An 18,376-nucleotide genomic window follows, 5' to 3' on the forward strand; every position below is an offset into this window, starting at 1 on the left:
CGCTGGCGGGCATGACCGTGTTAGGCTGAAAGCCCAGAGTGGCGCGTAACGATTCGATGGTCGATCTCACATCCGAAATGGCCGGCCTTCTGGCCGCGCTCGGACCGTCCCCGGCCTATCGGGGACGGGTGATCCAATTCGTCGCGGCTGGAGCAGGCGAGGGCGTCTCGACGGTCTCGCGCGAGTTTGCGCGCCTGGCCGCCGTCCGGGCGCGAAAGCCGGTCTGGCTGGTGGACGCCGACCTGTCCCAGCAGGGTCAGCAGGACGCCGTCGCCGCCCGTCCCGAACGCTTCGGACGCATGGGGGAAACGACCGCCGCCAGTCCGGACGGTTCAGTGTTTTTCGCCGTATCGCCGCAACTGGTCGGTCGCGACGGCGATCCGGTCCCTCCGGCCCGGTTGCTGACCGCCCGCCCCCTGATGGGCGGACGGCTGTTCGTGACCCGTTTCAGGGCGGAAAGCCTGAGGTCGGGACAGAGGGCGGAGGCCGTTCCCGATCCGCGCTACTGGGACGCCATGCGCAAACACGCCGATACGGTGGTGATCGACAGCCCGGCGGCGGATCGCAGCGATGTCTCCATCGTCCTGGCCCCGTTCGTGGATGCGACGATCCTGGTCGTGGCGGCCGAGAGCACGGCGGCCAATGAGCCGGTGATCCTGAGGGACGAGATCGAGGCCGTCGGCGGGCGTATCGCCGGCGTGGTGGTAAACCGGTCGCGCTACAAGCCGCCCGGCTTCCTCAAGCGGCTGACGGGCTGAGCTTCTCCAGCCGTTCAAGCTCGCGCGCGCCATAGAAATGCGGCTCGAGCCCCTGCATCCACAGAACCTTGCCGAGACCGCGCGCGGCCCGGTCAAGCGTCCCGGCCCGCCTCGGGCTGGCGATAAGGGCCAATGCCAGCGAGGCTGCGCCCCAGATCAGGAACTGGGCGAGGCCCACCCCCATCCAGAACGCCACGGACGCGGGCTTTCCGGCGCGATGGGCGATCTGGGGCGGGCTCTGGCCATAGGCGAAGGCGCGGGCGAGGGCGTAGCCCAGGGTGGCGCGGTGCGGCGGGGCGAATTCGTCGACCCAGGCGTCCGCCGCCCAGCCGAACCGGCCGCCGCGCGCCGACAGGGCCGAGAACAGGGCGTCGTCCTCGCCGCCGCTCTGGTCCGAGGCCGCATCGAACGGCGCCGCGCCGGGCAGGGCCGTGGCGCGCACCATCAGCGAGTTGCCGCAACCGTAGGCATGGTCGATCAGACCCGTGGCCTCGGGCCCCTGTCGCCCGAAGAACCGCTCCAGATAGGCGGTCGTCCAGCCGGTTCCCCCGGGCACGCGCCCCTGTATCGGCCCAAAGACGACATCGGCGCCGGTGAAGGTCTGCGCGGCGACGAGGGCGGACAGCCAGTTCGATTCGGCGGCCTCGTCGTCGTCAAGGAAGGCGATCAGCGGGGCGCCGGTCATCGCCAGCGCGGCATTGCGCGCCGTGGCCACGCCGGGGCGGGGCTCGTGCGTGTAGATCAGGGGGCAGGGGCTTTCGGCCTTCAGGGCGGCGACGGCCTCGCGCGCCGTGGCGCGGGGGTCGTTGTCGACCACGACAATCTCTCTCAGCCGGTCGGCGACGCCCGTCTGGGCGAAGACCGAGCGAAGGGCGCGGGTCAGCTCCGCCGGGCGACGCAGGGTGGGGACGATGACGGCGATATCGGCGACGGGTCCAGCGGCCATGTCAGACCACCTCGGCATAGAGGGCGGTGCGATACAGGCGCAGGGCGAAGGCCCGCAGACGGGCGGGCAGGATTTCGGCCAGGGCCGCCTGTTTCAGCACCGGCCGCCACAGGCCCCGGCCGGGGATTCGCTTCAGCAGACGCGCGGCCCTGAAGCTGGGGTAGGCCGCCAGGATGTCGGGATGCAGGGCGGCCACCCGGGCGAAATTCGGCGCCGACTGTTCGTATTTGCGCGCCAGATCGGCGGCGGTGTCCAGACCCATATGGGTGGCGGGGTTGTCGACATGGATCACCGGGAAGCGGCGTGACACCCGCATGGCCCATTCGACGTCCTCCCAGCCCCAGCCGGAGAAGGCCGGGTCGAACGCCTCGGCGTCAAAGACATCGCGACGGACCAGCAGGTTGGAGGTGTAGACGTACTTCTCCGGCGTCTTCGATCGTTCGAGATGATCCAGACATTCGCCGCTGGCGGCCATGGCGCGGTGCAGGGCGAAGCGACGATCCGTCGGCGCCTGTTTGAGCGAAAAGCCGCCGAAGGCGACCGGCGGGGCGGAGTGCTGCACCAGCCGGGCCCAGCGGCCGAGGAAGTCGGGCGTATCGGGCCGCATGTCGCTGTCGAGAAACAGCAGGCTGGAGCCCCGCGCCGCCGAGGCCAGGCGGTTGCGTCCGATCGACCGGCCCTCATTGGCCGCGAGCGTGATCAGCCGGACCGGCAGGGTCATGGCGTCGACAACGGCCGTCAGGGCCGAGGTCAGGCCGATGTCCGCCGTTCCGTCGTCAAGCACCACCAGTTCGACAGCGCCGCAGAGGGCGGCGGCCTCGGTGTCGAGCCGGGCCAGCAGGTCCCGGGGATCGTCGCGCAGGAACGGGATCAGGACCGAAAGGACGGGACTGGCGGCCTCCCGGGTCGGGCTGTCATGGAGGATGGCCGGGCTCATGCGGGGGCCTCCGTGCCGAAACGGCGGCGATACAGGCGCACGACCAGGTCGCGGACGCCGGCGGCGTTCAGGGTCAGGGCCGCCGCCGCATAGACCAGCCCGCCGACGGTGGCGTCCAGCATCAGTTCCGCGAAGCCGCCGATGGAGGGCAGGACCCCGACGGCCGCGGCCATCAGGCCGGTCGCGACCAGACAGCGGATCAGGGCCTCCCACGGCACGGGCAGGGGCATCACCCGACCGCCCAGGATGCGCGCCGTGGTCAGGCTGATGGCGAAGCTGGCCGCCGTCGACCAGGCGGCGCCCATGACGCCGAAACGGGGGATCAGGATGATGTTGAGGATGATATTGGTGATCGCCGGCACGGTCATGGTGACCAGCAGCAGCTTCGTCCGGTGGGCGAGGGTGAAGGCCTGGCCGAAATAGTAGGCGGTCATGCCATAGAGGAGCGCCGACAGGGCGATCCAGGGGGTGATGGCGGCGGCGGCCTCGCGCAGGTCCGGACCGATCATGACCTCGCCCAGCGGCCGGGCCACCAGGGCCACCCCGGCGGCGGCCGGCACGCCGATCAGCAGGAAGGTCGAGGCCTGTTCGCGGGCGGCCTCCCTGAGCCGGTCCAGACCGCCCCGCTCCAGCGCCATGACGAGGGCCGGCTGGCCGGCGGCGCCCAGCCAGATGAACAGGACGTCCAGCGTCCGGTTGGCGATGCTGTAGCCGGCATGATAGGCGCCCACGGCCGCCTCATCCATGAAGGCGGCCAGCAGGAACCGGTCGGTCGAGGCCAGCACCAGGGCCAGGGCCAGACCGGCGGCGATCGGATAGCCATAGGCGGCGTAGCTGCGGATGCGGGCGTGGTCGATGACGCCTTCACGAGCCTGTTCAAGCTCTCCCGGCAGCAGGAAGGGCAGGACGACCAGCGGCGCCAGGCCGATGCCGATCAGGGGCGCCGCCCCGCCGGCGCCCATCAGGGCCGCGATGACGCCGATGACCAGGCCGCCGATGGTGGTGACGATGTCGACCGTGGCGGATTTCCCGACCTGCCCCTCGGCGCGGAACCGCTCCTGGGCCAGCTTGGCCAGACAGCGGACCGGGCAGCCGGCGAGACCGGCGGCGACGGCGACCTTGAACAGGGGCTCCAGCGGCGCCAGCCACAGGAACAGGCCGGCCACGACCACAAAGGCGGCGATCATGACGAAGGCCATGCGGTACAGGCTGGCGAAGTGGGAGGCCATTTCGGCCGCCGTCTTCTGGGCCGCCCAGTAGCGGGCCATGGCCGCCTCCAGCCAGCTGAAGGTCGCCACATGGGCCAGGGTCAGGATGGAATAGGCCAGGGCATAGCGGCCGAACTCATCCGGATGAAGCAGGCGCGTGAACAGGAAGATGGCCAGAAACCCGACCACCCCTTGGATGATGTTGGCGGGCAGATAGCCCCAGACGCCTTTCCAGAACATGGGTGCGTCCGATCAGCGAACCGCCGTCCGGTCGCCCAGCAGGACGGGCACGGTGATGGCCATGATCCAGAGGTCGAGCCAGAAGGACTGGCGCTCGATATAGTCGACGTCCAGCTGTACCCGACGGCGCACGTCGGCGGCGCTGTCCAGCGGGCCGCGCGAGCCGTTGACGGCGGCCCAGCCGGTCATGCCGGGCTTCATCCTGTGGCGATGGGCGTAGTCGGCCACCAGTGCGGCCGATTCAATCTGGCCGGTCTTCATGCCGATGGCGTGAGGACGGGGCCCGACCAGCGACATTTCGCCCTTCAGCACGTTCAGCAGTTGCGGCAGTTCGTCCAGGCTGGTGGAGCGAAGAATCCTGCCCACGCGGGTGACCCGGTCGTCGTCGACCGTCACCTGGCGCGAGGCGGTCGCGTCGGCGGCCTCATGACGCATGGAGCGGAATTTCCAGACCACGATCTCCTCGTGGTTGAAGCCGTGGCGGCGCTGGCGGAAGAAGATCGGCCCCGGGCTGTCCAGACGGATGGCGAGGGCGACAAGACCCATCACCGGGGCAACCAGCACCAGGGCGAGACTGCCCACCAGCACGTCCTGAAGCCGTTTGTTGAAGGCGCGGCGGTCGGGGCTGCGCGGCGCGGTCAGGGGCGCCAGCGGGGCCCGGGCCAGTTTTTCAAGGGCGGCGTCACGCTCGGCGTCGCCCTGCGGATCGACCAGCAGGCTGACTGCATTGGGCAGGACCTGCAGCCGGACGGTCAATTCGCGCACCCGGGCGTGGGCGGTCGGATCGATGGCCACGACGATGCGGTCGACATAGGGGATCATCCGGTGCTTCAGCAGGTCGTCGGCGCGGCCCAGAACCGGCACCCCGGCGACAGCCTCCGGCGAACGGGCCAGCCGGTCGTCAAACACGCCCAGAACATTCAGGTCGCGGCGCTGCAGCGCCTCGCGGATCAGCCGTTCAGCGTGCCGGGTGGCGCCGACCACGACGATATTGGGCGTCAGGGCGCCGCTGCGCCGCCAGTGCGCCACCAGACCGGTCCAGACCAGATGCAGTCCGCCCAGACCGGCCAGCACCGACGCCAGCCAGCCGCCGATGTGCGGGGACGGGCGCCCCGGCAGACTCCAGGCCAGCAGGGACGCTGCACCGGCCGCCATGAGGATCACGGCCCCGAGGGCGGCCAGGCGCCAGGCCGGATTGTGGTCGCGCCGGAAGCTGTAGAAGCCCAGTGACGGCATGAGCGCCTGGAGGATCAGGGCGGCCACGACCAGCGGCAGCACCGCCACAACCGACACCGTCGCCAGAGACGCGGCCTCGCCGCCGGCCGCCGCATACAGGGTCGCGCCCCAGAGCACGGCCAGATCGACCAGATGAAAGGCGTGACCCGCCAGCCGTGCGGAGCTGCGCTGGCGTGTGCTCAGCCAGACGTCGGGGCGGAACGGCCCGCGGCGGGCGGCCGGCGAATCGGCTGCGACGCCGGGGCTGGCCACGGGAGCGGCGACGGCGGTCCCGACCCCGGCCGCAATGCGCTTCGACGGTCGGACCCGCCCTGCGCCAGAGCCGGAAAATTCAGGAATCAGGGTGTGGGTCATCGACGTCCGCAGGGTGTGCCGTAGCCGCATTCTGCACAGCCGGCGTGGATGTCGCGTTAACACCGGCGTTCCGCCATGGAGGCGCGCGGCAAGGATTTCGTCCATGCGGATTGCAAGCGGCCGATCACTTCGCTATCGACGGCGCCTGCCGGAGACGTGGCCGAGTGGCTGAAGGCAACGGTTTGCTAAATCGTCGTACCCTGTAAGGGGTACCGAGGGTTCGAATCCCTCCGTCTCCGCCAGACCCTCCGGATCTCGAATGCACAGGCGCACTTCGCCAGATTGCGGGGTGACACGCCCCGGAGTCTGGGCCAGGAACGCCGCCCACTGCCCGGAGCCCTGCCTGTGTCCTCTCCCATCGCGCCGACCGTCGGCATCGATTTCGGCACGACCAACACCGTCGTCGCCATCGCGGGACCGGACGGCGAGGCGGTCGTCGTGCGGCTGGACGCGCCGACGGGCGAGGTGACGGCGTTTCGGTCGACCCTGAGTTTCCAGATCCGGCCGGCGGTCGGCGGGCAACCGCCCGAGCGGATCGTGGAGGCAGGCCCCTGGGCCATCGAGGCCTATGTCGAGGAGGCGCTGGAGACCCGCTTCATCCAGTCGTTCAAGACCTTCGCCGCGAGCGCCGCCTTTACCGATACGGTGATCGACAACCGTCGCTACAGGTTCGAGGACCTCCTTGGCGCATTCCTGTTGCGTCTGCGCGCACACGGCGGGGAGGCGATGGCCGCCCTGCCGGCCCGGGTGATCGTGGGCCGGCCCGTGACCTTCGCCGGCGGCGCGCCGGACGAACGGCTGGCGCTGGCGCGTTACGAGGCCGCCTTCGCCCGCCTCGGCTTCACCGACATCCGCTACGCCTTCGAGCCGGTCGGCGCGGCCTTTTTCTTCGCCCGGACGCTCAAGACGGACGCCAATGTCCTGGTCGCCGACTTCGGCGGCGGGACCAGCGACTTTTCCGTCGTCCGCTTTGAACGGTCTGAACAGGGCCTCCGGTCCGCAGCCCTGGCGCGTTCCGGGGTCGGGGTGGCGGGTGACGCCTTTGACTACCGGATCATCGACCAACTGGTCTCGCCCGAACTGGGAAAGGGGGGACAGTACCACGCGGCCGGCAAGATCCTGCCGATCCCCCAGCGCTACTACTCGGCGTTTGCGCGGTGGGATCAACTGGCGCTGCTGAGGGCGTCCAGGGACATGCGCGACATCCGCGCCCTGGCCCGCACCGCCCTGGAGCCTCACAAGCTCGAACGCCTGATCGAGATCCTCGACGACAATCACGGCTATGCCCTCTACCAGGCCGTATCGAGACTGAAGATCGCCCTGTCGCAGGATGAGCAGGCCGTGTTCTCTTTCGTCGCCGGCTCGATCCGCATCGAGACGCCGGTCCGGCGCTCCGAATTCGAGGGCTGGATCGCGCCTGAGCTGGCGGCCATCGAAAAGGCCGTCGATGAAGCGATCGACCGGTCGGGTCTCGCGCCCGGTCAGATCGACCGGATCTTCCTGACCGGCGGCACGTCGTTTGTGCCCGCCGTGAGAGACATCTTCAATCGACGCTTCGGCGCCGGGCGGATCGAGACCGGCGGCGAGTTCGAGTCCATCGCCTCGGGCCTCGCCCTTGTCGGCCGTGAGACGAACCTCGATGTCTGGAGCGAGGCCCGGCCGGCGGCGGACTGAGCCGTGCGGATTTCCCGGATTTCCGGTGCAGCCGGAAGGATGCCGGCTGGCGACGTCTCGATCAGAAAAAGACGTCGGCCGACCGGCGGGCGGCGGACAGTTCCGACGGTTCGGGCGCGCGCAGGCGACGCAGGCCGTCGCCTTTATATTCGATCAGGCCCATCGCGTCGAACGCCCTCAGCCACCCGTCCATCGGCCAAAGGCCCCACCGGCGGTGGAAGCGCTGCGCATTGGCGATGATCGCGTCGAAATGCTGGAGCGGCGGATGATAGACCTCGTGGTGCTGGTGAAAGGCGCCGGGCCCCGCCGCGAAAACCAGCGGCAATCCGGCGTCGCGGCAGCGGAACCCGAAATCGGTGTCCTCGGCGCCGTAGCCTGAAAACTGTTCGTCGAAGCCGGCGACCGCTTCGAAGGCGCATCGGCGAATGCCGAACGAGAGGGACCAGAAAAGGCCGGCGTTCGGCTCTATCCGGCGCCCCGTCGCGGGAAAGGGGCGGGCCGGATGGGGCCGTGACACGGCCGCAAGGCCCCGTTCCGTCCAGCCGTCGTGGACCGCCCCGGGACCCAGATACCGGACCTCGGCGCAGACCAGAACATCGTCCCGCGCCAGTTCGCCGTTGATGAGATCGACCAGGCCGGCCATGGGGATGCAGTCGACGTCGAGGAACAGCAGCCGGTCGCCCCGGGCGTGCCGGGCGGCGAGATTGCGGGCCTGGGCCAGGGGCAGGCCGTCGGTCGCCAGGCGCTTGACGGTGACGGGAAACCCGACCCCGGAGAGCGGAGGCAGAGGGGTGTCGCTCATATCGACGACGACCAGCTCCAGCGGCGGCGTCAGGCTGCGGCCCAGACCCTCAATGAGGCGATACAGGTGGGGTTCCCGGTTTCTGACGAGGGTCAGGGCGCTGAGGCCCGTCATCGGCGTCGCCACAGGTCCAGCCGATATCGCGGGTGGACCTCCGCATGGAGCACGACCATCCGGTCGCGCAGGACGCGGGCCAGGGCCTCGACGGCGCCGTCGCCCGCTTGCGGATAGTCGGTCTCGCCGGTGTAATGGACCAGCAGCAGGTCGCCGCCCCCAGCCAGGGCCGCTCCCGTCCAGCGGGCCGCACGGTCGAGATCCGCGTCCGCCCAGTAGTAGGCGACCTCCGACAGGACGATCAGATCGAAGTCCCCCTCATCCGGGGTCGCCTCCGGAAAGGCCATGCGGGCGAAACGCACCTGCGGCCGGTCTGCGCAACGTTGGCGTGCGCGCGAGAGGGCGGTCTCGCTGATATCGATCGCCAGCAGGTCCTCGGCCTGGCCCGCGAGCCTGCGGGTCAGGGATCCCCCGGCGCAGCCGATCTCCAGCGCGCGTCCATAGCGGCGCTGGTCCAGAGCCTGGATCGAGCGGTCGAACTTGGCGGCCTCATAGGGACTGGTCTGCAGCCTCCAGGGATCGGGATCGCCGCTGAACATCGTCTCGAAATAGTCGGCAGGGAGGCTTTGGTCAGGGCGGGTCATGGGGTTCTCGCCAGGTAGAGACGGTCGGAGCGCGGCATGAGGCGTTGTCGCGCCGGCAGACGAAACCCGTCGCCGAAGGCGGGGGTGAGCTGGGACCGGTGGGCGGCCAGGGCGGCGGCGCGGCGGCCGGTCGCCATCGGCCGGGTGACGACCGTCGGCCTGTGCAGCGGAGGTTCGCCCCAGACGCAGTATTCGAACACGGAAACCGGGCGAAGGGCGGCGGCCGCCGCGCTCCGCGCCAGCTGCCCCGCAGCGGCGTGATCGCAGTGGGGCTCCTGCCGCGCTGTGACGGCGATGGCGTCGATGCGTTCGCGACGACAGAGACTGGCCAGCGCCCGCTCTGAACGCCGCCATGACGGAGATCCCGCTGCATGGGGGGCGGCGTCCGGCCAGTCCAGAAACCGGGGCGTCGGGCCCGCGCCAGCGGTCAGGATCCGGCAGGCTGCGATCGCCTCGGCCCTGCGCATGGCTTTCAGACGGGACCGGCTGGCGTCATCCGGATGGGGGTGTGATCCCGCTCCATCGGTCAGATAGACCACCGCCGCCAGCCGGCCCTCGCCGGCCGCCTCGGCCATCAGGGCGCCGGCGCCGAGGGTCTCGTCGTCGGCATGGGGCGCGAGGACCAGCCAGCGGGCATTCCGCCACCGGGTCGCGGACAGGGGGCGGGCGCCTACCACAGCCGGTCGTCCGCGCCCCAGACGTCATGGTCCAGCCAGGCGGCGGCCGCATGGTCACGCGCCGCATCCGGGCCCGCCTGACGCAGGTAGAGGCCCAGATCGCGGCTGATCTTGTCGATCCTCTGGCCGTCGAAGGCGCTCCGCGTCCCGACCGCCCGGGCCGCATGTTCCATGACGTCCAGGGCCGAGCGTTCGACCACGCCCCGCGTCATGCGGACGAAGTCCGGGGCGTCCGGATCGTCACGGGCCGCCCGGATCGCCGCCTCGCGCACCCATAGGCCCGCCGTCCGGGTGGCGGCCACGGCCTCGCCGAACCGGGCCCTTTGCAGGGGGTCGGCGCGCGCCGCGTCCGACAGGGCCGCGCGCATCTCGATCAACAGCCCCTCGATCCCGCCAAGCTGGACCGCGCAGAAGCGCCAGGCCCCGGCCGTGAAGCGCGGATCGCGGTCATAGTCGCCCGGCGCGCCGAGCAGGTCGAGCGGCTGCGGACGCAGGCCGGTCAGATCATAGACGCCGCTGCCGGTGGCCCGCATGCCCCTGACCCGCCAGGCGGAGAGATCGGCGCGTTCGGCGAGGTCGGCCGGCACGACGACGAGGCGCCGCCGCCCCTCGTCCGGTCGGGCGGTCACCAGAGCATAGGCCAGACCGCCGGCTCCGGTGGCGAATGACTTGGCGCCGTCCAGCCGGAGCCCGCCCTCGTCCGCGCCCAGCCGGACACCGGGCTGCGGTTCCGTGGCCCAGACGCCGAACAGGGCGCCGTCCGACAGCACGCCGCCCAGCCAGCCCTTCTGTTCCGGCGAGCCGTACCAGTCGAAGAGCTTCAGGGCGTTGACGTGCCCCTCGTAGAGCCGGCCGAGGCTGAGGTCGGCCCGTCCGACCGCGCGCAGGACGTCGAGCAGGGCGCAGGCCTCCGCCACCGGATCGGCAAAGCGTTCGCCGCCGCTTTCAGACGGAGCGAAGACGCGGTGAAGGTCCTCGCCTGTCAGGGCCGTCAGGCTGTCGACGGGAAAGACCGGTGCGGCGTCGTAACGCTCGCCCAGGACGGCCAGCCGATCGTACAGCGCCACCGCCCGCGCCTTCGGAGCGGGGAAAGCTGCCACGTCCGGCCCTGGTCTGCGGGTCAGTCGGGTCAGGGTCTTCAACCGGCGTCTCCGTTGTCGTACTGTCGGCCCAGAGCCAGGAGCCAGTCTCGAACCTCCGCCGGGCCCGTTCCCTGGCACAGGCGCGAACGGGCTTCGCCGACGGGTTGCTGTGCCGCGGCCAGGAGACCCGGCCAGGCGTCGGCTTCGGGCCAGGTGTCGAGCCGGATGGCTGCACCCGCCTCGGACAGGCCGCGGGCGGTCGTGAGCTGTTCGTTGAAGGGGCGCGGCTGGGGGAAGCAGATGAACGGACGATCTGCCGCCAGCACCGTGGACACAATGCCGTTTCCGGCCGAGCCTACGACCACGCCGGCGGCGGCGATCTCGCGTTCGGCATGGCCGATCCAGCCGAGGGCGATGAGGTTCGGGGGAGGGCAGGCGACAGGGATCATGGGACCGAGAACGCGCCAGATCCGTTCCGGGGTGCGCCGTGCGGCCGCCGCCAGGGCCTCGCCGTCGGCCGAGCCGCCGCCCGACCCAAACACCACCACCACCACGGCGGGATCGATCGCGACGGCGGGCGGTCTGGCGGCAAGCCCGGGCGCATATCGCGTCCGGGCCTTGACCCATTCCGGAGTTTCCGGAGCGTCCAGTGTGGCGTGGAAGGGGGCGAGAAGGGCGACGGCGCCCCGGAAGGCGTCCAGATGCGCGGGGTCGGTCCGCTGTCCGTTCAGCCGCACACAGACGGTGGGCGTCGCCGCCAGCCGCGCCAGCATCGCGATCTCGACCGAGACGTCGACGACCATCAGCGACGGCCGGGTGGTCGCGATCCATGTGGAGATGTCGGCGATGCGACGGCGCACGCCGTCGTGGCCCAGCGGTGCATAGTGAAGCGCCTCGGGGCGTCTGCCCGTGCCGTCACGTCCATCGAAGTCTTGGCCGGCGCGATCATCCGCGAGATCGACAGCAGCGACCGGTCCGGTCTGTCCGTCCAGCCCGGTCCCCAGAAGGGTGAACTGGTCCGGAGCTCCCGCCGTGATCGCCCTGGCCCGGCTCAGGTGGCCGGCGCCGTGATGGTGGACATAGTAGCCGATCATGGCTCTTCACCCGTGATGATCGCGGCCAGAGACCGGTCGCGGGGCATGGGCGGAAGGTCCGCCTCCTGCGCGATCATGGCGGCTGGTCCCTCACGGCGCCGGACCTCCCGCCGCCACCCGGCGCGGGCTCGCCAGTGTGACAGGGCCGGGGCGCGGGGGCCGGGTCCGTCCGCGCTGAGTTCGGAAAGGCGTTGCATGTCCCGGGCCATGCCGCCGGCGGCGCGGCCGTCCAGCCGGGGTGAGACCCGCGTCCAGACCGTCTGCGGATGAACCAGTCGTCGTCCCGCCGATACCGCCGCCCTGACCAGAGCCCGGTCTTCCCCGGTTTGAATCTGCGGGACGCCGCCGGCGGCGACATAGGCCTCGACCGTGATCGCCAGACTGGCCCCCGTGTGATCGCCGTGACGGGGCGGCGGGTCGTGGGGGATCGGGTCGAGTTCGTCCTCGATGGCGCGCACCCGCGTCCAGTAGGCGTCCCACAGGGCGCGGATCGCGGCAGCCTTCGCCTTCAGGGGCTCGGCCTCGTCGATCTCCAGTCGGCCGCCCACCAGATCGGCGCCGCGCTCGATCGCCGCCAGATTGGCCCGGATCCACCCGGGGGGCGGACGGCTGTCGGCGTCCGTACTCAGGAGCACGGCCTCAGGCCTTGACTGCAGACGGGCGACGCCCAGATCCATCGCCCGTCTACGGGCCGACCCGGCATGGGCGTCCCGGGCGGGAAAGACGTGATCATCGACGATCAGCCCAAGTCGCCCGGGATGACGCCGACCGGCCCTGGCCGCCACGTCCAGCGACGGGTCAGTGGTATTGTTCAGGGCGAGGACGACCGGGATTTCGCCCGCGATATCCTGCCCGGCCAGGGCATCCAGCAGAACGCCGAGACGGTCGGCCTCGTTTCGCGCGGGCACACAGACACACCAGGCCCTCTGGCCCGGCGGGGCCGCCGCCATCTGGTCGAGGTTCAGGCCCGGCTCCTGACATCGGCTTCCTCGCCATGGGGCGTCGCGAACGGCAGGGACGCCGCAGCGCGATGGCCGGGGCGCGAGGGTGCGAGGCGAATATAGCCGGGATGAGTTCCGGCGTGGCTGCGGTCGTGCGGCCTGGCGGCATCCCGCGCCTGATCGCCGAGGGCGGCGGCACTCAGTGCCGTCCGGGGGGCCGCCCTGGCCGCGATACGGGCGCGATAGTGGGCCTCATAGCGGTCGATCATCACCTCGACGTCGCACAGGGTCTCGGCGCGACGACGGCAGGCGGGGCGGGACAGCGTCATGGCTCGCCGGACGGCATTGGCCAGGCTGACCGCGTCATCCGGCGTCGCCAGGGCGCCGCAGTCGGCTGTGAGAATTTCCGGAATGGCGCCGCGTGCGAAGGCGGCGACCGGTACGCCGCAGGCCAGGGCCTCGGCGACGACCAGGCCATAGGGCTCTTCCCAGCATGGCGTACACAGAAAGGCCCGGGCGGCCCCGACGACGCGCGCCAGCCGGGCGTGGCCAAGATGTCCCAGATAGAGGGCGTCCGGGCCCATTCGCGGCGCGATCTCACGGTCGAAATAGGCCTGGTCAAGGATGGGCCCGGCGAACCGGAGGGGGATGCCGACAAGGCGCGCCGCATCGAGTGCAAGGTGCAGCCCCTTCTCGGGAACGATGCGGCCATACCAGACCAGATAGCCGGGCGTGTCGGCGACCGGCGAAAAGGCGAAACGCTTCAGGTCGATCCCGTTCAGAATGACGGTGTCGACCGGCGTGATCGAGGACCAGGCGGCCCGGATCGATTCCGACACGCCGACGAAGCTGTTGTTGCCGCCACGCGCCACCCGTACGCCGCTCTCGAGCCAGCAAAACGGCGGCGTATGCAGGGTCGTGACGACGGGCATCGGCAGGGCGTCGGCCATGGCGACGGGCAGGTAGTGAAGGGCGTTGTTGTGGATCAGGTCGAAGTCACGATGGCGCAGGTCGTTCATCAGCGAGAGATAGGCGTGGTGCTCCCGGAAAAAGCCGACATCGCTGGCCTCCGCCACGCCGATGGCGTTCAGGCTGGTTTCATCGCAGACGGCCTCAAGACCGATCTCCGGGGCGGAGCGGGTGGAGGCGAAGACGGTCACGGCATGGCCGCGATCGCGCAGGGATGAGGCCAGCAGATGGGTGTGCATCTCCAGCCCGCCGGCAAATGGCTCGCGGATCGGATATTTCAGGTGGGCGATGATGCCGATGCGCAATGAGGATCTCCGCGACCGCCGCACAACGCACCGGGCGTTCTCCAACCCACGGGCCGAGGATATGTTCCAAAGTCGGCAAGACGACTTACTGACGACTGTTCGAAATCAGTGTTCAGCGGTGAATTGAAAATAACCGGGCGGACGGCGTCAATATATCAGAATAGCAACTCAAAATCAGGAACCAAAATCAGCGGCTCGATGTTCTGGAAATACAAATCACAATTTTCCGAGGCGCGACAATGTTCATGCACAACAAGAGGCTGATGTATACGGTGAGGGTGGCGGAGCCAAACCCCGGCCTTGCTACGCTTATGCTTGAGCAGTTCGGCGGGCCGCAAGGCGAGCTCGCTGCCGCCATGCGCTACTTCACCCAGGCCTTGGGCGAGGAGGATGCGGGCCGCAAGGACATGCTGCTGGACATCGCTACCGAGGAGCTGAGCCACCTCGAGGTCATCGGCTCGATCGTCTCCATGCTGAATCGGGGGGTGAAGGGCGAACTCGCCGAGGGCGCGCTGGAGGAGGCTGACCTCTATATGTCCCTGAACGAAGGGGGCGAGAGCCATACCACCTCAATCCTCTACGGCGGGGCGCCGGCTCTGGTGAACTCGGCCGGCGTGCCGTGGACGGCCGCCTACATCGACTCGATCGGTGATCCGGCCTGTGACCTGCGCTCCAATATCGCCGCCGAGTCGCGCGCCAAGATCGTCTATGAGCGGCTGATCAACATCACGGACGACGCAGGGATCAAGGACGCCCTGACCTTCCTCATGACGCGGGAAATCGCGCACCAGAAGTCCTTCGAGAAGGCCCTGTACGCGATGGAGCCGAATTTCCCGGCCGGCAAGATTCCGGGTCATCCGGACTATGCCGACAAATACTACAGCCTGTCCCGGGGGGAGGGCGAGGCCCGCGGCCCCTGGAACCAGGGCGAGCAGTGGGAGTTCGTCGACGAGCCCGAAGACCAGGTCGCGGTCGACGGCGGCGACGGGACGGCCCAGGTCGAACTGTCCGTGGAGGAGACCGACGCCGTGGAGGCCTTCGCCTTGCGCACGGCATCCGACGCCGGGTCCAACCCTGTAACGGGCGCCGATCTGGGCGCCGGACCGGGCGCCGGCAAGACGACAGCCCTCGCCGAATAGTCTCGTCCAGCCGCCCTTCGGCTCTGCAAACGGCGGCGTGATGATCGCGCCGCCAAAGGCCGCCATGCGCTTCTGGCGGCAGCAGCCAAAGCAGCCGGAGCCCAAAAACTCTCCGGAACACTTGGGGCCGGAGGGTGCTTCATATTTACAACACTGAAAGGGACCCCCCAATGATCAGACCCATACTGGCCCTCGCGGCGACAGGCGCCCTGCTGGCCGCCTGCGGCGACAACAGCGACACGACCGGTGCGGTCGAAGGCCCGGCGATGTCGGCGTCCGAGGCTCCCCGGAATCCTGCCGTCGATACAGCCGAGACGTCAGGGCAAGGCACACTGACCGCCGGCGCCAACTCCTTCACCGAGGGCCAGGCGCGCGAGGCGATGGAGAAACAGGGCTATACCGGCATCGGCGCCCTGAGCCAGGACGAGAGCGGCGTCTGGTCCGCCACCGCCACGATGGACGGCGCCCAGAAGACTGTCTCCGTCGACTACAAGGGCGTCGTCACCGCCCGATAGGGCGACGCCTCTCATATCCCCACATTTTTGAAGGAGCGCCCCATGGCGACCGTCACGCGACTATACGACAGCCACACCCAGGCCCTTGATGCTGTTTCGGACCTCGAAGCCGCCGGCTTCAAGGCGGACGACATCAGCATCGTCTCGAACAATACCGACAACTGGCACGCCGGCCACCAGCACCCCGACAAGGCCGGTCGGGGCGCCCTCGGAGATCGCAACAACGACGGCGAGAATGACGTCGCTGACGGCGCCGGCAAGGGCGCAACGACAGGCGGCCTGCTCGGCGGCGGCGCCGGCCTGCTCGCCGGCCTCGGCATGCTGGCGATCCCGGGTCTCGGGCCTGTGGTGGCGGTCGGCTGGCTGGCCTCGACCGCCGTGGGTGCGGCGGTCGGCGCGGCCGCCGGCGGCGCCACGGGCGGCCTTCTCGGCGCCTTGAAGGAGGCCGGTCACTCGGACGAAGACGCCAATGTCTATGCCGAAGGCGTGCGGCGCGGAGGTACGCTGGTAAGTGTTCGCGTCAGCGATGGCGAGGAGGCCCGGGCCGAGGACATCCTGCACGGTCATCAGGGTTTTGACGCCACGGCCCGGGGCGAGGCCTACCGCGCCGGCGGCTGGAGTCAGTTTGACGCTGAGGCCAGTCCCTACAGCAGCGAGGACATCGCTCGCGAGCGCGCCACCTACCGCTGAGATCTCGTCTGACTGAAACCGAGCCCGCCGGCGCCATGCCGGCGGGCTTTGGCTTGCGCCGCGCCCGCCGCGTCAGACCTGGCCGACGGCTTCGGCCGGGCCTGCGGGCCGCAGCAGCGACCACGCTCCGCGAAGGGTGATCAGCGCCGCCGCGAGGCAGGCGACCGTGGCGACGCAGGTCAGGCAGTGGCCGCCGTTCTCGCCGCAGAGATTGGCCGACGCGATCATATGCTCGACAGACACGACGCCGAGCGCGGTCCCGAGGGCGGTGAGGGAGGCGCCGAGGGCCAGCAGCCCGCTCCCCAGACACAGGCGCTCGTTCTTTTCCGTGATTGACATAGGTCCTCCGTCCGCCATCCCAACGCGATCGGCGTCGACACGCATTGCGCTGGATCAAAGACGCACTCCCCTCCAGACGGCACAGCCCCTTGGACAAGAAGGGGAATCGAATGCCGGAACGATCACTGGATGATGGCGAGCTGCTGGGCGGCTTTGTCCCGCTGTTTATAACCGTAGGGGTTCTGACCCTGGTCGCCCTCATGGCGACGGCCCTGACCGACGATGCGGCATTCCGTTTCCACGGATATTTCCTGCTGGCCGCCGGCGTGCTGGCTCTGGCCGCCCTGACGCTGGGGGTCAACAACGGCCGTTTTCGCGCCGACCCCACCCGCTATTCGGACGGGGTCATCCGCGCCGGTGTCATCGCCACCATGTTCTGGGGCGTGATCGGCATGACGGTGGGCGTGTTGATCGCCGCCCAGCTGTCCTGGCCCAGCCTGCTCTATTTCCCGGAGCACGGCTGGCTCAACTTCGGCCGGTTGCGGCCGCTGCATACGTCCGGCGTGATTTTCGCCTTCGGCGGCAACGCCCTGATCTGCACCTCCTTCTGGGTGGTGCAGCGGACCTGCAAGGCGCGTCTTGCCGGCGGCATCTGGCCCTGGTTCGTGTTCTGGGGCTACCAGCTGTTTATCGTCCTGGCGGCGACCGGCTATGTCGCGGGCATCACCCAGTCGCGCGAATACGCCGAGCCGGAATGGTACGTCGACCTGTGGCTGACCATCGTCTGGGTCGCCTATCTGCTGGTCTTCCTCGGCACGATCTGGAGGCGCAAGGAGCCGCACATCTATGTGGCCAACTGGTTCTACCTGGCCTTCATCGTCACCGTCGCCCTGCTGCACCTGGTCAACAACGCGGCGGTGCCGGTCGGCCTTCTTGAGGCGCGCAGCTATTCGGCCTTCGCCGGTGTGCAGGACGCCCTGGTGCAGTGGTGGTACGGCCACAACGCCGTGGGCTTCTTCCTGACCGCCGGCTTCCTCGCCATGATGTACTATTTCGTGCCCAAGCGGGTCGAGCGGCCGGTCTATTCCTACCGCCTGTCGATCGTCCACTTCTGGTCGCTGATCTTCATCTACATCTGGGCCGGCCCGCACCATCTGCACTACACGGCCCTGCCGCAGTGGGCGCAGACCCTGGGCATGACCTTCTCGATCATGCTGTGGATGCCGTCCTGGGGCGGGATGATCAACGGCCTGATGACCCTGTCGGGGGCCTGGGACAAGCTGCGCACCGACCCGGTGGTCCGCATGATGGTCGTGGCTATCGCCTTCTACGGCATGTCGACCTTCGAGGGTCCGCTGATGGCCATCCGCACGGTCAACGCCCTGTCCCACTACACCGACTGGACCATCGGCCACGTCCATTCGGGCGCCCTGGGCTGGGTCGGCTTCATCAGCTTCGGCGCCATCTACTGTCTGGTGCCGTGGCTGTGGAAGAAGGACCGGCTCTACTCCAACGCCCTGGTCGAGTGGCATTTCTGGATCGCGACCACGGGCATCGTCCTCTACATCTCCGCGATGTGGGTCTCCGGCATCATGGAGGGTCTGATGTGGCGCGAGTACACGCCCGACGGCTTCCTGGCCAACAGCTTCATCGAGACCGTGTCGGCCAAGCACATCCAGAACGTCATCCGCGCCGTCGGCGGCCTGATGTTCCTGAGCGGCGCGCTCATCATGTCCTACAACCTGTGGCGAACGATCCGCATGCCGTCCTCGAGATCATCCGAGAACGCGCCGGCGACGACGATCGAGCCGCAACTTCTGCCGGCCGGGTAA

18 protein-coding genes and 1 tRNA gene are annotated in these 18,376 nt (G+C 69.4%); 7 read left to right on the forward strand and 12 right to left on the reverse strand.

What is annotated here, in order from left to right:
• The first annotated feature begins 38 nt into the window (after positions 1-38).
• On the forward strand, positions 39-758 hold the full coding sequence (locus tag ACW17W_RS07270) for a P-loop NTPase family protein (RefSeq protein ID WP_492080087.1): 720 nt from the start codon (positions 39-41) through the stop codon (positions 756-758).
• Here ACW17W_RS07270 and ACW17W_RS07275 read toward each other — a convergent pair.
• The 4 genes from ACW17W_RS07275 to ACW17W_RS07290 are packed head-to-tail and all read right to left on the reverse strand — an operon-like array spanning position 739 to position 5,679.
• Positions 739-1,704: a glycosyltransferase family 2 protein gene (locus ACW17W_RS07275; protein WP_492080088.1), complete on the reverse strand. Its 966-nt coding sequence runs from the start codon at positions 1,702-1,704 to the stop codon at positions 739-741. The genes ACW17W_RS07270 and ACW17W_RS07275 overlap by 20 nt on opposite strands.
• Position 1,705: 1 nt before the next feature.
• On the reverse strand, positions 1,706-2,641 hold the full coding sequence (locus ACW17W_RS07280; protein ID WP_492080089.1) for a glycosyltransferase family 2 protein: 936 nt from the start codon (positions 2,639-2,641) through the stop codon (positions 1,706-1,708).
• A complete protein-coding gene (locus tag ACW17W_RS07285) occupies positions 2,638-4,089 on the reverse strand; it encodes a lipopolysaccharide biosynthesis protein (protein ID WP_492080090.1) in 1,452 nt (483 codons plus the stop codon). Before ACW17W_RS07285 ends, ACW17W_RS07280 begins: the two co-directional genes overlap by 4 nt.
• Positions 4,090-4,101: 12 nt before the next feature.
• The gene (locus ACW17W_RS07290) at positions 4,102-5,679 is read right to left on the reverse strand and encodes an exopolysaccharide biosynthesis polyprenyl glycosylphosphotransferase (RefSeq protein ID WP_492080091.1); all 1,578 of its coding nucleotides are present in this window, start codon (positions 5,677-5,679) and stop codon (positions 4,102-4,104) included.
• 150 nt (positions 5,680-5,829) lie between these two features.
• Between ACW17W_RS07290 and ACW17W_RS07295 the strand changes: the two genes are divergently transcribed.
• Together ACW17W_RS07295 and ACW17W_RS07300 are read left to right on the forward strand one after the other, a co-directional pair.
• Positions 5,830-5,921: transfer RNA gene (locus tag ACW17W_RS07295), tRNA-Ser, on the forward strand.
• 103 nt (positions 5,922-6,024) lie between these two features.
• A complete protein-coding gene (locus tag ACW17W_RS07300) occupies positions 6,025-7,353 on the forward strand; it encodes an Hsp70 family protein (RefSeq protein WP_492080092.1) in 1,329 nt (442 codons plus the stop codon).
• Positions 7,354-7,414: 61 nt separating this feature from the next.
• Here ACW17W_RS07300 and ACW17W_RS07305 read toward each other — a convergent pair whose 3' ends face one another.
• Genes ACW17W_RS07305 through ACW17W_RS07335 form a run of 7 tightly spaced genes read right to left on the reverse strand, consistent with a single transcriptional unit; the run spans position 7,415 to position 13,921 of the window.
• A complete protein-coding gene (locus ACW17W_RS07305; RefSeq protein ID WP_492080093.1) occupies positions 7,415-8,269 on the reverse strand; it encodes a glycosyltransferase family 2 protein in 855 nt (284 codons plus the stop codon).
• The gene (locus ACW17W_RS07310) at positions 8,266-8,853 is read right to left on the reverse strand and encodes a class I SAM-dependent DNA methyltransferase (protein WP_492080094.1); all 588 of its coding nucleotides are present in this window, start codon (positions 8,851-8,853) and stop codon (positions 8,266-8,268) included. The genes ACW17W_RS07305 and ACW17W_RS07310 overlap by 4 nt, the downstream gene beginning before the upstream one ends.
• Complete coding sequence (locus ACW17W_RS07315; RefSeq protein WP_492080095.1) at positions 8,850-9,530, reverse strand: PIG-L deacetylase family protein; 681 nt, start codon at positions 9,528-9,530, stop codon at positions 8,850-8,852. The genes ACW17W_RS07310 and ACW17W_RS07315 overlap by 4 nt, the downstream gene beginning before the upstream one ends.
• Positions 9,524-10,672: an acyl-CoA dehydrogenase family protein gene (locus ACW17W_RS07320; RefSeq protein ID WP_492080096.1), complete on the reverse strand. Its 1,149-nt coding sequence runs from the start codon at positions 10,670-10,672 to the stop codon at positions 9,524-9,526. The genes ACW17W_RS07315 and ACW17W_RS07320 overlap by 7 nt, the downstream gene beginning before the upstream one ends.
• Positions 10,669-11,706: a glycosyltransferase gene (locus ACW17W_RS07325; RefSeq protein WP_492080097.1), complete on the reverse strand. Its 1,038-nt coding sequence runs from the start codon at positions 11,704-11,706 to the stop codon at positions 10,669-10,671. Before ACW17W_RS07325 ends, ACW17W_RS07320 begins: the two co-directional genes overlap by 4 nt.
• Positions 11,703-12,656, reverse strand: coding sequence for a glycosyltransferase family 2 protein (locus ACW17W_RS07330; protein WP_492080098.1), 954 nt, complete (start codon positions 12,654-12,656; stop codon positions 11,703-11,705). The genes ACW17W_RS07325 and ACW17W_RS07330 overlap by 4 nt, the downstream gene beginning before the upstream one ends.
• Positions 12,657-12,667: 11 nt before the next feature.
• A complete protein-coding gene (locus tag ACW17W_RS07335; RefSeq protein ID WP_492080099.1) occupies positions 12,668-13,921 on the reverse strand; it encodes a glycosyltransferase in 1,254 nt (417 codons plus the stop codon).
• A gap of 245 nt (positions 13,922-14,166) precedes the next feature.
• Between ACW17W_RS07335 and ACW17W_RS07340 the strand changes: the two genes are divergently transcribed.
• The 3 genes from ACW17W_RS07340 (at position 14,167) to ACW17W_RS07350 (ending at position 16,265) form a co-directional block, all read left to right on the forward strand.
• Positions 14,167-15,060, forward strand: a complete 894-nt coding sequence (locus ACW17W_RS07340; RefSeq protein ID WP_492080100.1) for a manganese catalase family protein — start codon at positions 14,167-14,169, stop codon at positions 15,058-15,060.
• 170 nt (positions 15,061-15,230) lie between these two features.
• The gene (locus tag ACW17W_RS07345; protein ID WP_492080101.1) at positions 15,231-15,575 is read left to right on the forward strand and encodes a hypothetical protein; all 345 of its coding nucleotides are present in this window, start codon (positions 15,231-15,233) and stop codon (positions 15,573-15,575) included.
• A 42-nt stretch (positions 15,576-15,617) separates the two neighbouring features.
• On the forward strand, positions 15,618-16,265 hold the full coding sequence (locus ACW17W_RS07350; RefSeq protein ID WP_492080102.1) for a hypothetical protein: 648 nt from the start codon (positions 15,618-15,620) through the stop codon (positions 16,263-16,265).
• A gap of 72 nt (positions 16,266-16,337) precedes the next feature.
• On the opposite strand, the gene ACW17W_RS07355 is transcribed toward ACW17W_RS07350, so the two are convergent.
• Positions 16,338-16,604: a hypothetical protein gene (locus ACW17W_RS07355; protein WP_492080103.1), complete on the reverse strand. Its 267-nt coding sequence runs from the start codon at positions 16,602-16,604 to the stop codon at positions 16,338-16,340.
• Between the two features lie 200 nt (positions 16,605-16,804).
• Here ACW17W_RS07355 and ccoN point away from each other — a divergent pair, with 200 nt between their 5' ends.
• Positions 16,805-18,376 carry a cytochrome-c oxidase, cbb3-type subunit I gene (gene ccoN / locus ACW17W_RS07360; RefSeq protein ID WP_492080283.1) on the forward strand — a complete coding sequence of 524 codons (1,572 nt, stop codon included), beginning with the start codon at positions 16,805-16,807 and terminating at the stop codon, positions 18,374-18,376.

It is taken from the genome of Brevundimonas sp. FV1ye29L, from assembly GCF_058681095.1.

Excerpts from the sequence above, each read along its gene's own strand:
- ACW17W_RS07275 (WP_492080088.1), bottom strand. The coding sequence starts at position 1,704 with ATGGCCGCTGGACCCGTCGCCGATATCGCCGTCATCGTCCCCACCCTG.
- ACW17W_RS07280 (WP_492080089.1), bottom strand. The coding sequence starts at position 2,641 with ATGAGCCCGGCCATCCTCCATGACAGCCCGACCCGGGAGGCCGCCAGT.
- ACW17W_RS07285 (WP_492080090.1), bottom strand. The coding sequence starts at position 4,089 with ATGTTCTGGAAAGGCGTCTGGGGCTATCTGCCCGCCAACATCATCCAA.
- ACW17W_RS07290 (WP_492080091.1), bottom strand. The coding sequence starts at position 5,679 with ATGACCCACACCCTGATTCCTGAATTTTCCGGCTCTGGCGCAGGGCGG.
- ACW17W_RS07305 (WP_492080093.1), bottom strand. The coding sequence starts at position 8,269 with ATGACGGGCCTCAGCGCCCTGACCCTCGTCAGAAACCGGGAACCCCAC.
- ACW17W_RS07310 (WP_492080094.1), bottom strand. The coding sequence starts at position 8,853 with ATGACCCGCCCTGACCAAAGCCTCCCTGCCGACTATTTCGAGACGATG.
- ACW17W_RS07325 (WP_492080097.1), bottom strand. The coding sequence starts at position 11,706 with ATGATCGGCTACTATGTCCACCATCACGGCGCCGGCCACCTGAGCCGG.
- ACW17W_RS07330 (WP_492080098.1), bottom strand. The coding sequence starts at position 12,656 with ATGGCGGCGGCCCCGCCGGGCCAGAGGGCCTGGTGTGTCTGTGTGCCC.
- ACW17W_RS07340 (WP_492080100.1), top strand. The coding sequence starts at position 14,167 with ATGCACAACAAGAGGCTGATGTATACGGTGAGGGTGGCGGAGCCAAAC.
- ACW17W_RS07345 (WP_492080101.1), top strand. The coding sequence starts at position 15,231 with ATGATCAGACCCATACTGGCCCTCGCGGCGACAGGCGCCCTGCTGGCC.
- ACW17W_RS07350 (WP_492080102.1), top strand. The coding sequence starts at position 15,618 with ATGGCGACCGTCACGCGACTATACGACAGCCACACCCAGGCCCTTGAT.
- ACW17W_RS07355 (WP_492080103.1), bottom strand. The coding sequence starts at position 16,604 with ATGTCAATCACGGAAAAGAACGAGCGCCTGTGTCTGGGGAGCGGGCTG.
- ccoN (WP_492080283.1), top strand. The coding sequence starts at position 16,805 with ATGGCGACGGCCCTGACCGACGATGCGGCATTCCGTTTCCACGGATAT.